We start from the raw sequence: 12184 nt of genomic DNA, 5'->3' as shown, positions 1-12184 counted from the left end.
GCCCGAGACGCGCGGATCAGTCGTCGCCGAGCAACCGGCGGGCGGCGGCCAGCACCTCCGGGTCGGCGCAGCCAGCCGCGTACCCGGCGATCCGGCGCCGGATGTCGCGCCCGAGCAACCACTCCCCGATCCGCTCGGCGACTGGGCGCAGGAACGCGGGCCGGCAGCGGAAGTTGTACCGCCACGTCGCGATCGTGGTGCCGGGATCCGGGCCGGGCGCGAAGCGCCAGCCGCCGCCGAACCGCTCGAAGAACCACGGTCCGCGCACCATCTTCATGCCGACGTTCGTCGGCGGCGACCAGGACACGTACTCGCTGACCATCACCAGGCCGTGCCGGGAGCGGGTGTACGTGCGCACGCCCCGGCCGGGCCGCGTCGCGCCGTTGACGAAGTGCTGCTCGCGGACGAACGGATCCCAGCGGTACCGTACCGGGGCGGTGGTCTGGGAGACGGCGAACGCCAGCTCCGGAGGGACCGGGACGGTGACGACCGCTTCGACGACAGGCATCAGCGCCTCGGGGTGACATTCGCCAGCAGCTCCGGCTGCCGGTGATCGAGTGTGTCCCCGGCCATGTACGCGCCGAGCAGTGCCGCGCCCCCGCCGTACGCCAGCCCGACCGGCAGTGCCAGCCAGAGCCACACGTCGCCGAGCAGCGCGGCGGCCACCACGAACGGCACCGCCACCACCGCGGAGCCGACCATGGAGACCAGGGTGAGCAGGCCCTTTGTGAATCCCGCGCCGCTGTTCAGGGCGAACGGGTTGCTCGACTCGGGCAGCGAGTACGCGCCGAGCACTGAGACGAACGCGTTGATCGCGAGACCGCAGCCGTACGCGGCGAACAACGCGCCACCCATCACGCCGAGCCATTCGGGCCGGCCGAGGACGACCGCCAGCGCGACGGCGATCACCACGAGCATCGGCACCACGTAGATCGAGAACGCGGCCATCCGGGCCCGCAGCTCCACCCGCCCCGGCACACCGGCGACCACGTTCGCCGCGAACGAGCTGCCGTCGAAGCCGAACTGGTTGGCGAGCGTCAACGACGCGAGCGCCCCCACGAAGACCATGGTGAGGCTGACCATCGCCGGTGAGGAATCGGCTGTCGCCTGGTCGAACGCGGCGCCGCCCTCGGACAGGAACGCGGGGCCGCCCAGGTTGACCATCAGCGGCACGAACACGCCGACCACGGCGACGGTGATCAGGTTGGCCCGGCGGCGGGCGTCCCGCCACCAGTAGCGGCACTCCCGGGCGACGATCGCGCCGAACCGGTCCCGCCGGGCCCAGCCCACCGCGCGGGGGAAGAGCTGCGCGACCGCGCCGCCGGCCACAGCGCGCGGCGTCCGCGCGGGGCCGCTGCTCGCCGTGCCCACCATCGCCGACTCCAGCGACCGCGACCACCAGAACAGGAGTACGCCGAGCGTCGCGACCGCGATCAGCAGCTTCACCACCGCCGCACCGGTCCGCCCCTGGGCCACGTCCACGCCGGCGGTCCACGGTGCGCCGAACGGCGTCCAGCCGACCACCCGGGCCACACCGTCCAGCCGGTCCCAATCGGTCTGCCGTACCGCCGCGAGCACCAGCAACTGCAACGGTCCGAGCAGCGCGGCCAGCACCGCGAGCAGCACGGCGGCCAGGTCGCGTACCCGGCGGGAGCGCAGCATCGTCGCGAACGCACTGGTCAGCGCGCGGGCACCGGCCAGGCAGACGAGCAGCCCGACGACCACGCCGAGCGCGCCGACCAGGGCGGCCGCCCATCCACCGAGCGCGCCGGCGGTGACCACCAGCCCGGCCGCCGTGATCGCCGTCGCCAGGGCCGGCACGCTGACCAGGGCGGCGGCGAGCAGACCGGTGACCAGGGTGCGGCGGGACAGCGGCAGCAGCGCGAACCGGGCCGGGTCGAGCGTCTCGTCCACGCCGAAGAAGACGAGCGGCAGGAGCAGCCAGCCCAGCGTCAGAACGCCACCGCCGAACGCGGCGATCATCAGCGCGTACCGGGACTCGCCGGCCAGCCCCGGCGCGGCGAGCAGGAAGAACCCGACGGCGGCGAACCAGAGCCCGAACAGCAGGCCGAGGACGAACAGCGCGACCCGCCAGGTCTGACCCCGGAAGTTGTTGCCGAGCACCCGCAGCTTGAGCCGGACGAAGTGCCAGGGCGACACGCGCCGGGCCGGACGCTCGGGGACGGTCACCGGGACAGCCACGACAGCTCCTCGCCGGTCGCGGTCCGGCCGCCGACCACCTCCACGAAGACGTCCTCCAGCGACCGGTCGCCGCGCACCTCGGCCAGCGTGCCCACCCGCTTGATCCGGCCCTCGGCCAGGATCGCCACGTGGGAGCAGAGCCGCTCGACCACCTCCATCACGTGGCTGGAGAAGATCACCGTTCCGCCGCCGCCGACGTACCGGTGCAGGATGTCGCGGATCAGCGCCGCCGAGACCGGGTCGACGGCCTCGAACGGCTCGTCCAGCACCAGCAGGCGCGGACCGTGCAGCAGCGCGCAGGCCAGCCCGATCTTCTTCTTCATGCCCGCCGAGTAGTCGACCACCAGCGTGCGGCCGGCGTCGGAGAGCGCCAGCACGTCGAGCAGCTCCGCCGCCCGCTGGTCGACCACCGCCGGGTCCATGCCGCGCAGCAGACCGTGGTACGCCAGCAGCTCCGCCCCGCTCAGCCGGTCGAAGAGGCGTACGCCGTCGGGCATCACACCGAGCAGGCTCTTGGCTCGGACCGGGTCGGCCCAGACGTCGTACCCGAGCACCCTCGCCTCACCGGCGTCGGGCCGCAGCAGGCCGACGGCCATGGAGAGGGTGGTGGTCTTGCCCGCTCCGTTCGGGCCGAGCAGGCCGTAGAACGAGCCGGTCGGCACGGCGAGGTCGACGCCCGCCACCGCGACCTTGGTGTCGAAGCGCTTGGCCAGACCACGAAGGGAGAGCGCGGGGTGCTGATCGGTCATGGTCCGACCGTATCGGGCTCCGGCCAGCGGCTGCTCGGGCGGCAGGGTGATCTTCTGCTCCTACCTGGGGAGTAGCGCCTACAGGCGCAGCGACTCCGGGGTGTGCAGGCGGAGCATGGTGGCGCCGACGTCGCGGGGAAGCCGACGCCGGCTCGCCATCGACACCACCACCATGACGGTGAACGCCAGCGGCACCGTCCACGCGGCCGGCTGCGTGGTGAGCGTCGCCGGCCACCCGGTCAGCGGCGGGCCGAGCACGGTGAGCAGCACCGCACCGACGGCCGCGCCGCCGCCGACCAGCACACCGGCGGCGGCGCCCAGGTCGGTCAGGCCGCGCCACCAGATGCCGAGCACCAGCAGCGGGCAGAAGCTCGACGCGGCCACCGCGAACGCCAGCCCCACCACCTGTGACACGTCCAGCCCGGAGACGTTCAGCGAGAGCACCGCCGGCACCCCGCCGGCGATCACCGTGGCGAGCCGGAAGCCGCGTACCGAGCCGCGCCCCAGCACGTCCGTGGAGATCACCCCGGCCACGCTGGTGAGCAGGCCGGACGAGGTGGACAGGAACGCCGCGAACGCGCCGGCCGCGACGAGCGCGGCGAGCAGCCGGCCGGTGGTGCCGTCGCCGAGCGCGGCACCGGGCAGCAGCACCACCACCGCGTCGGTCTGGCCGCTCACCAGCAGTTGCGGGGTGTAGATGCGGCCCAGCACGCCGTACACGGTGGGCAGCAGGTAGAAGACGCCGACGAGCGCCAGCACCACGAGCGTGGTGCGGCGGGCGGCGGCGCCGTCGGGGTTGGTGTAGAAGCGGACCAGCACGTGCGGCAGGCCCATGGTGCCGAGGAACGTGGCCAGGATCAGCGAGTACGTGGCGAACAGCCCTCGGTCGTCCTCGCCGGCGGTGTCCGGCAGCAGCCATTCGGTGGCGCCGGTCGCCGCGCCGGACACCTCCGGCACCGGGTCACCGGCGGCGAACTCCAGGCGGTCGCCGGGGCGTACCTCCCGGATGTCGCCGTCGGGCAGGGTGAGCGTCGCGCGGTGCTCGACCACGACTGTGGTCGCGGTCCGGAACGTCGGTCCGTCGGGCGGGGTCACCGCCGGGCGGGCGTCGGCCTGCCACTGCAACGCCAGGAAGATGGCGGGTACGGCGAGTGCGGTGAGCTTGAGCCAGTACTGGAACGCCTGCACGAAGGTGATCGCCCGCATGCCGCCCAGCGCCACGTTCGCGGTCACCACCACGGCGACGAGCAGCGCGCCGAGCGGGTACGGCGAGCCGGTGAGCGTGGCGAGCGTCAGCCCGGCGCCCTGCAACTGCGGCACCAGGTACAGCCAGCCGATGAAGATCACGAAGACGGTGGCGAGCGTCCGCAGCCGGCGGGAACCGAGCCGCACCTCGCAGAAGTCGGGCAGCGTGAACGCGCCGGAGCGGCGCAGCGGCGCGGCCACGAACAGCAGCAGTGCCAGGTATCCGGCGGCGAAGCCGACCGGGTACCAGAGCACGTCCACGCCGTACTTGAGGATCAGCCCGGCGACGCCGAGGAAGCTCGCCGCCGACAGGTACTCCCCGCCGATCGCGGCGGCGTTCCAGGTCGGGCTGACCGACCGGGACGCGACCAGGAAGTCCGAGGTGGTGCGGGCCAGCCGCAGCCCGTAGAAGCCGATGCCGACGGTGACCAGGGTGACGGCGACGATCGCCGGGACCACGTAGCCGTTGGACATCAGTGTTCCGGCCGTCGGATCAGGTCGACGAAGTCCTGCTCGTTGCGTTCGGCCAGGCGCACGTACGCCCAGCCGACGACGATCAGGAACGGGAAGGACACGACGCCGAGCAGCAGCCACGGCAGGTTGACCCCGAGCACCGTGACCCGGCCGACGGTGGGCGCGATGGCGAACAGCCAGGGCAGGCCGCCGAGCCCGACCAGCACCAGCAGGCTGAGCCGCAGCGCGAGGGAGAGCTGGGCGCGCATCAGCCCCTGCACGAGCGTCTCGCCGACAGGGGTCTGCTGGGTCAGCTCGGAGCGGGTGCGGTCGGCCGGATTGCCGACCCGGGAGACCTCGGCCAGCACGATCCGGGTCCGCTTCGGCGCGGCGGCCGGCGCCGGCCCGCTGCCCGGCTCGCGGAGCGGTGCGGACGCGCGCGGGCCGGGAACCGGGGCGGCCTCGGCGGGCCGCCCCGAAGGATGCTGTTCCTCGGCTCCGGTCACCTCCGGCAGTCTCGCCCGCTCAGCGGGAATGTCAAGAGCAGGCGTCCGGGCCCTGTGCACAACCTGTGGATAACGCTTCACGGTTGTGGATAACCCGGTGGATGGCGTGGAGTCGTTGTGGACAGCGTCAGCTCAGCCCCACCCGTACCGGGTTCGCGGTCGCCGAGCCGAGCCAGGTGTGCGGGTTGCCGAACCAGCACCACCCGAGCTTCGGCGCGCCCTGGCTGATCCACAGCGCCGGCACCCGCCGGTCGCCGCAGCGCGACCCCACGAGCGAGAAGCACCTGTTGCTCGCCAGCGCCTGCGGGTGCAACGTGACGAACGCCAGCCCCTCGTCGATCGTGATCGGCAGCCGGTCCTTCGCGGTCATGTCCTCGAGCGCGGCCGACGGCGGCACGTTGCGGTACTCCTCGCCCCGGTCCACGTCGAAGAGCAGGTACGCGGGACCGGACGGCACCTCCAGCTCCTTGATCGGGTGGAAGGTGGGCAGGTCGTCGGCGGGGAAGTTCCGGTCGAGGACGCCGGTCTTGCGCTTGCCGGCGAGCGTGGTGAGCGCGATGCGTTCCGGCACCGGCACCAGCTCCCGCGTGGTCACCAGCAGGAACGGCACCCGGGCGTCGGTGGGAGCGGCCGGCCCGGCGACGCCGGTCACTGCTGCGTCGCGCAGCGGGGTGAGCAGCGCCCGGAACTCCTCCTCGGTCTGCCCGGCCAGCGCCGGGTAGCCGAGCTGCACGAGGCGGTCGAGCTGGCGGTCGAATTCGGTAGCGGCGTCGAAGCGGTCGTCGGACATGCGGTCCCCCACCCTGTCGTACGGTCTGCCGTACATTGTACGTCAGTGCTCCCGACGCCCCCGTCCCTCAGCGGCTCCAGTCCTGTTTCGCGGCGCGTACCAGCTTGTCCTTCAGCTCCCGGGTGTGCCGGCGGCTCACCGGCAGCTCGGATCCGTCGATCACCACCACATAGCCGGAGTTGACCAGCCGCAGCTCGGCGATGAGCCGCAGCTGCACCAGATACGACCGGTGGATCCGGACGAACCCGGCGTCCGCCCAGCGCTCGGCCAGCGTCGCCAGTGAGACCCGGACCAGGTGCGAACCCTCCGCCGTGTGCAGCCGCGCGTAGTCGCCCTGCGCCTCCACCCACCGCACCGCCGAGCGGGGCAGCATCCGCGTGGTGCCGGCCAGCTCGATCGGGATGGTCGGATCCTCCTCCGCCCGGGCCAGCGCGGCCGGATGCGACGGCACCACCCGGGAACCGATCACCCGGCGCAGCGACTCGGCCAGCCGCTCGGCGCGTACCGGCTTGCGTACGTAGTCGGTGGCGCCCAGGTCGAACGCGTCCACCGCGCCGTCGTCGTACGCGGTGACGAACACGATCGCCGGCGGCCGGGCGAACCGGCGCAGCACCCGGGCCAGCTCCATGCCGTCCAGCCCCGGCATCCGGATGTCGAGGAACACCACGTCCACGTCGTCGTCGCGCAGCACGCGCAGCGCCTCGGTCGCGTCCCCGGCCGTGTGCAGCCGGGCCACCCGGGGGTCGGCGCGCAGGTGGTACGCCAGCTCGTCGAGCGCGGGCGGCTCGTCGTCCACCGCCAGCACCCGGAGGAAACCGGTGCCGGTGACGGTCACGACGACGCCCGGACGCCGGGGTGGAACTTCGGCACGCGCATGCTGACTTTCGTACCCGAACCCAGGCCGGTCTCCACCACCAGGCCGAAGCCGTCCCCGAAGACCGACCGGAGCCGTTCGTCGACGTTCGAGAGGCCGACGTGCTGCCCCGGGTCGTCGGCCGGGTCGCCGGCCGCGCCCGACACCTCGGCGATGCCGGCGGTAAGCGTCGTCGGATCCATCCCCACCCCGTCGTCCTCCACCGTGATGTGACACTCCGCGCCCGCGTCCCGGGCCTCGATGCTCACCATGCCGGTGCCCGGCTTGCGGGACAACCCGTGCCGGACCGCGTTCTCCACGAGCGGCTGGAGGCAGAGGAACGGCAGCGTCACCGGCAGCACCTCCGGCGCGATCTGGAGGCGCACCTGGAGCCGCTCGCCGAAGCGCGCCCGCTCGATGGTCAGGTAGCGGTCGATCGAACGCAGCTCCTCGGCCAGCGTGGTGAACTCGCCGTGCGCCCGGAACGAGTAGCGGGTGAACTCGGCGAACTCCAGGATCAGCTCTCGCGCCCGCTCCGGGTCGGTGCGCACGAACGAGCCGATCGCGGTGAGCGCGTTGTAGATGAAGTGCGGGCTGATCTGAGCGCGCAGCGCGCGTACCTCGGCCCGCGCCAGCCGCTCCCGCGACGACTCCAGCTCGGCCAGCGCGAGCTGGTCACCCGCCCAGTGCGCGGTCTCCAGCGTCGCCTGCACCAGACCCGGGGCCGGGCGCTCGTCGGCCACCGCCACCAGCGCCCCGACCACCCGCCCGTCCGCGCGCAGCGGCGCCACCACCGCGCCGCGTACCGGGCAGTCGACCAGGTCGCAACGCAGCTCCGACTCGCCCAGCACTGTGGAGCGCCCGCTGTCGGCCGCCCGCCGGGCCGCCGCGACCAGCTGGTCGCCGTGGTGCGCGCCCTGCCCGTCGACCGCGAGCAACGTGTCCCGGTCCGTCAGCGCCAGCCCGGCCGCGCCCACGAGGGCCCGCAGATGGCGTACGGCCTTCGCCGCGTCCGCCGCGGTCAGGCCGGCGCGCAGCGGCTCGGCGGCGAGCCCCGCGGTGTGCAGCACCTCGTACGTGGCCCGCTGCGTGGCGGTGGCGATGCCCCGCCGGCCGCGCAGCCGCAGCACCGCCCAGAGCGCCGCGGCCAGCGCGGTGACCAGCGAGACGACGGCGAAGACGGCGGAGAGGTTGCCACCCACGCAGCGATCCTGCCGGGTGCCGGCCCGGTAGCGCTAGTACGCGCCCTTGCGGGCCAGCACCACGCCCACGGTCCGCCACAGGATGCTCAGGTCGTACGCCAGCGACCAGTTGTCGACGTAGTAGAGGTCGAGCCGGACCGCCTCGTCCCAGGACAGGTCGGAGCGGCCGGAGACCTGCCACAGACCGGTCATGCCCGGCCGGACCAGCAGCCGGCGCCGGACGTCGCCGAGGAAGTCGCCGTCGTCGGCGGGCAGCGGGCGCGGGCCGACGAGCGACATCTCGCCCCAGAGCACGTTGATCAGCTGGGGCAGCTCGTCCAGCGACGTGGCACGCAGGAAGCGGCCCACCGGGAAGACCCGGGGGTCCTGCTTCATCTTGAACAGCATGCCGTCGGTCTCGTTCTGGTCGACCAGGCCGGCCAGCCGCTCCTCGGCGTCGACGTACATGGTCCGGAACTTCCAGACCCGGAACGTCCGCCCCTCGTGCCCCACCCGGGGCTGACGGAAGAAGACCGGCCCGGGGTCGGAGATCCGGATGGCCACGGCGATGGCGAGGAAGAGCGGGGCCAGCAGCAGCAGGCCCAGCCCGGCGGCGACCCGGTCCATCAGGTTCTTGACCAGCAGCGCCGGCCCGGACAGGGTCGGCTCCTCGACGTGCAGCAGCGGCAGGCCCTCGATCGGGCGGATGTGCACCCGGGGACCGGCGATGTCGGTGAGCTGGGGCGCGACCACCAGATCGACGCCGGAGCCCTCCAACTGCCAGGCCAGCCGGCGCAGCTCGCCCGGCTCGGCGCTGGCCGAGCCGCAGACCGCGATCGTGTCGCCGCCGACCTCACGCACCAGGGCCAGGACGTCCCGGCCCGCGTACACCGGCACCGGGGTCTCCAGGCCGCGCGCGGCGGCGTACCCGTCGGTGAGGTGGATGGCCACCGGCACGAGGCCGACGGACGGGTTCCGGGTGACAGTGGTGTAGACCTCCAGGCACTCCGGAAGCGTGCCGACGAGCACCATCCGGTGCCCGGCGTGGCCGGCGCGGCGGCGCAGCGCGTGCAGGCAGGCCCGGGCGATCATGCGGCCGAGCAGGATCAGCAGCAGGGCGCCGAGCAGCGCGAAGCCGACCGTCCAGCGGGACAGGGTGGTCTTCGTGGCGAAGGCGAGGAACGAGACCGTCGCGGCGACCGCGACGCCGCCGCGGATCACCCGCTTGAACTCGTCCGGGCCGAGGCCCAGGTAGCGCCGGTCGTAGGCCCGGTTGCCCCAGAGGATGAGCACCCAGCCGAGCGGCAGGAGCGCGAACGCCACGGTGTAGAACCACGCCTCGGGCGCGTTCCGGAAGCCGGAGGCGGCCTGCTCGAAGATCTGCACGGCCAGGAAGCTGGCCAGGGCGGCCGCGCCGAAGTCGAGCAGCAGCAGGAATGCGATGTAGGGCCGGTGCCACCGGGACACCCGGCGCCGGGCTCGGGCCCACGCCGACCGGGGTACGCCGTTGTGCGACGGCGGAGTCGGCGGCTGGATCTCAAAGCTGTCGACGTGCCGCACGCTCTTGCTCCGGCCTCTGTCGGTTACCGGGCGCTGGAGGCTTGTCGTCACCTCAACCCATGTCCTCCCGCATGACCCGCGTCCTCACTCGGCGTGAGGGCCCGGGTCGCTCACCGTCCCAGTCTCCCACGCGGGCCCGGCCCGGACCGGCCCCCGCGAGGAAGCCGTTCCGCTGGTGCTCGGTGAGATCTGGCCGGCTCCGAATCAGTTGTGAAGCCGGGGACCGAGCCACTATACCGATGGATGACGGCTCGGGTAGAGGGGCGGACCGGGAGCATCGGCGATCCCGGGTCGATTCCACTCGGTAACCGGCGAATGCCATTACTCACCGTACGAGGCGGGACAACCTTCGGTCAGCCAGCGGCTTGCCACCGGTCTGACAGGTGGGGCAGTACTGAAGGCTCGAATCGGCGAACGAGACCTCCCGTACGGTGTCGCCGCAGACCGGACACGGCAGCCCCTTGCGGGCGTGCACCTTGAGGCCCGAACGCTTCTCGCCCTTCAGCTCCGCGGCCCGCTGCCCCATCGACCGGCGTACCGCGTCGCCGAGGACCGTCCGCGTCGCCGCGTGCAGACCGGCGAGCTGGTCGTCGGTGAGCCGGTCGGTGATCGCGAACGGCGAGAGCCGCGCCGCGTGCAGGATCTCGTCCGAGTACGCGTTCCCCACCCCGGCGAGCACCGACTGGTCGGTCAGCACGCCCTTCACCTGACCCCGGCGGCTGCGCAGCCGCTCGGCGAAGGTCGGCAGGTCCGCCTCCAGCGCGTCCGGCCCGAGCTTCGCCACGCCCGGTACCTGCGCCGGGTCGGTGACCAGGTAGGCGGCCAGCTTCTTCTGGGTGCCGGCCTCGGTCAGGTCGAAGCCGGAGCCGTCGTCGAGGCGTACCCGCACCGCGATCGGGCCCTTGCCGGGCCGCAGCGGGGTCGTCGCTGGGAACGCCTCCCGGTAGTGCAGCCAGCCCGCCCGGGCCAGGTGGACCACCAGGTGCAGACCCTCGTCGAACCGCACGTCCAGGAACTTGCCGTACCGGCCGGCGCCGGTGACCGCACGGCCGGCGACCGCGCTCGGCGGCGGATCGTACGTCTTCAGGGCGCTGATCGCGGCGACCTCGAACCGCTCGACGCGGCGGCCCACCGCACGCTCGCGCAGGTAACCGGCGAGCGCTTCCACCTCCGGAAGTTCGGGCACGGTACAACGGTAGCCTTCTTTCCCGTGAGCGCGAGGAATGAGCTGGCGAGTCCCATGCGCGAGCGCGAGGAGTGAGCTTGCGAGCCCCGCAGCCGCGAGCAGAGATCGGCACAGTCGCGAACGAAAGGCGAGCTCTGTGAGAATCGTGGTGGCGCACAACCGGTACCGGGAAGCCCAGCCCTCCGGCGAGAACACCATCGTCGACGCGGAGATCGCCCAGCTCACCGCCGCCGGCGTGGAGGTGCTGCCGTTCCTGCGCAGCTCGGACGAGATCCCGTCGATGTCCAAGCCGGCCAAGGCGCTGCTGCCGATCTCGCCGATCTGGGCGCCGAAGGCCCAGCACGACCTCGACCGCCTGCTCACCGAGCACCGGCCGGACGTGTTGCACCTGCACAACCCGTACCCTCTGCTCTCGCCCTGGGTGGTGCGGACCGCGCACAAGCGCGGCGTGCCGGTGGTGCAGACGGTGCACAACTACCGGCAGGTCTGCTCCTCGGGCCTCTACTTCCGCGACGGCGTGATCTGCCAGGACTGCCGGGGGCGGACGCTGGGCGTACCGGCGATCGTGCACCGCTGCTACCGCAACTCCCGGGCGCAGAGCGCGCTGATGGCGACCACGCTCGCCGTGCACCGCCCCACCTGGAAGTCGGTGGACCGGTACATCGCGCTCACCACGGCGGTCGCTGATCATCTGCGCGACTACGGCATCCCGGACGAGCGGATCGTGGTCAAGCCGAACGCGGTGCCCGACCCGGGTGCCCCGGCGCCGTCCGGGAACGGCTTCCTCTTCATGGGCCGGCTCAGCCCCGAGAAGGGCCTCGATCTGCTGCTCGCGGCGTGGCGGCGGCGCCCGGTGGGTGCGCTCGGCCCGCTGCGCATCGCCGGTGACGGCGAGCTGCGTCCGCTGGCCGAGGCAGCCGCCGACGAACGGCCCGACGTGCTCTACCTGGGCCAGCTCGACCGCTCCGGGGTACGCGCGGCGCTGGCCGACAGCTCCGTGGTGCTGGCCACCTCCACCTGGCACGACGTGCTGCCCACGGTGATCATCGAGGCGCTGGCGGCCGGTCGGCCGGTGCTCGGCACCGCGCTCGGCGGCATCCCGTACCTGGTGGGTGCAGACGGCCCGCGTGAGCCCGCCGGCACCGGCCCGGCCGAGGTGGCCACCGCGGCACCGGGCGACGGGCGGGTCGCGTTGCCGTCAGGGGTGCAGCGCGGCGAGGCCGGCTGGGTGGTGGCGCCCGAGGTGGACGTGCTCGCCGCCGCGCTGCCGCTGGCCGCCGCCGAGGCACGCATGCTCGCCGGTCCGGCCCGGTCCCGCTACGAGCGCACCTTCCACCCCGACGTGATCACGAAGCGCCTGATCGACATCTACGCCGGCCTGGCCGGAGGTCGTCCCGCGCGCTGACCGAGGTGTTAGGAAGGGCCCCTTTCAATGCACGAGGCGTTAAGAAGGGGCCCT

General features: G+C 73.0%; 11 protein-coding genes. 1 reads left to right on the top strand and 10 read right to left on the bottom strand.

Annotation, left to right across the window (positions count from 1 at the left end; genetic code table 11):
• Positions 1–16: 16 nt before the first annotated feature.
• The 10 genes from FB454_RS15210 to FB454_RS15165 form a co-directional block, all read right to left on the bottom strand.
• The gene (locus FB454_RS15210) at positions 17–508 is read right to left on the bottom strand and encodes an SRPBCC family protein (protein WP_013289294.1); all 492 of its coding nucleotides are present in this window, start codon (positions 506–508) and stop codon (positions 17–19) included.
• Positions 508–2202, bottom strand: a complete 1695-nt coding sequence (locus tag FB454_RS15205) for an ABC transporter permease (RefSeq protein WP_145823108.1) — start codon at positions 2200–2202, stop codon at positions 508–510. The genes FB454_RS15210 and FB454_RS15205 overlap by 1 nt, the downstream gene beginning before the upstream one ends.
• Entirely contained in the window at positions 2187–2951 is a 765-nt protein-coding gene (locus FB454_RS15200; protein ID WP_013289292.1) for an ABC transporter ATP-binding protein, read from the bottom strand. The genes FB454_RS15205 and FB454_RS15200 overlap by 16 nt, the downstream gene beginning before the upstream one ends.
• Positions 2952–3029: 78 nt before the next feature.
• On the bottom strand, positions 3030–4670 hold the full coding sequence (locus FB454_RS15195) for a sodium/solute symporter (RefSeq protein ID WP_013289291.1): 1641 nt from the start codon (positions 4668–4670) through the stop codon (positions 3030–3032).
• Positions 4670–5020, bottom strand: a complete 351-nt coding sequence (locus FB454_RS15190) for a hypothetical protein (protein WP_186461604.1) — start codon at positions 5018–5020, stop codon at positions 4670–4672. The genes FB454_RS15195 and FB454_RS15190 overlap by 1 nt, the downstream gene beginning before the upstream one ends.
• 262 nt (positions 5021–5282) lie before the next feature.
• A complete protein-coding gene (locus tag FB454_RS15185) occupies positions 5283–5945 on the bottom strand; it encodes a DUF5701 family protein (RefSeq protein ID WP_486485423.1) in 663 nt (220 codons plus the stop codon).
• Positions 5946–6012: 67 nt separating this feature from the next.
• A complete protein-coding gene (locus FB454_RS15180; protein ID WP_013289288.1) occupies positions 6013–6780 on the bottom strand; it encodes a LytR/AlgR family response regulator transcription factor in 768 nt (255 codons plus the stop codon).
• Positions 6777–8000, bottom strand: a complete 1224-nt coding sequence (locus tag FB454_RS15175; protein ID WP_114919144.1) for a histidine kinase — start codon at positions 7998–8000, stop codon at positions 6777–6779. The genes FB454_RS15180 and FB454_RS15175 overlap by 4 nt, the downstream gene beginning before the upstream one ends.
• 33 nt (positions 8001–8033) lie before the next feature.
• Positions 8034–9539, bottom strand: coding sequence for a sugar transferase (locus tag FB454_RS15170; protein WP_013289286.1), 1506 nt, complete (start codon positions 9537–9539; stop codon positions 8034–8036).
• A 325-nt stretch (positions 9540–9864) separates the two neighbouring features.
• Positions 9865–10725 carry an Fpg/Nei family DNA glycosylase gene (locus FB454_RS15165; RefSeq protein ID WP_013289285.1) on the bottom strand — a complete coding sequence of 287 codons (861 nt, stop codon included), beginning with the start codon at positions 10723–10725 and terminating at the stop codon, positions 9865–9867.
• A gap of 136 nt (positions 10726–10861) precedes the next feature.
• On the opposite strand from FB454_RS15165, the gene FB454_RS15160 reads away from it, so the two are divergent.
• Complete coding sequence (locus tag FB454_RS15160; protein WP_145754237.1) at positions 10862–12130, top strand: glycosyltransferase family 4 protein; 1269 nt, start codon at positions 10862–10864, stop codon at positions 12128–12130.
• Positions 12131–12184: the final 54 nt, after the last annotated feature.

This window comes from Micromonospora sp. CNZ297, from assembly GCF_007827625.1.
Note: the sequence above shows the minus strand (reverse complement) of the source record. Positions and strands in the feature narration are given on the sequence as shown.

Excerpts from the sequence above, each read along its gene's own strand:
- FB454_RS15195 (WP_013289291.1), bottom strand. The coding sequence starts at position 4,670 with ATGTCCAACGGCTACGTGGTCCCGGCGATCGTCGCCGTCACCCTGGTC.
- FB454_RS15185 (WP_486485423.1), bottom strand. The coding sequence starts at position 5,945 with ATGTCCGACGACCGCTTCGACGCCGCTACCGAATTCGACCGCCAGCTC.
- FB454_RS15200 (WP_013289292.1), bottom strand. The coding sequence starts at position 2,951 with ATGACCGATCAGCACCCCGCGCTCTCCCTTCGTGGTCTGGCCAAGCGC.
- FB454_RS15210 (WP_013289294.1), bottom strand. The coding sequence starts at position 508 with ATGCCTGTCGTCGAAGCGGTCGTCACCGTCCCGGTCCCTCCGGAGCTG.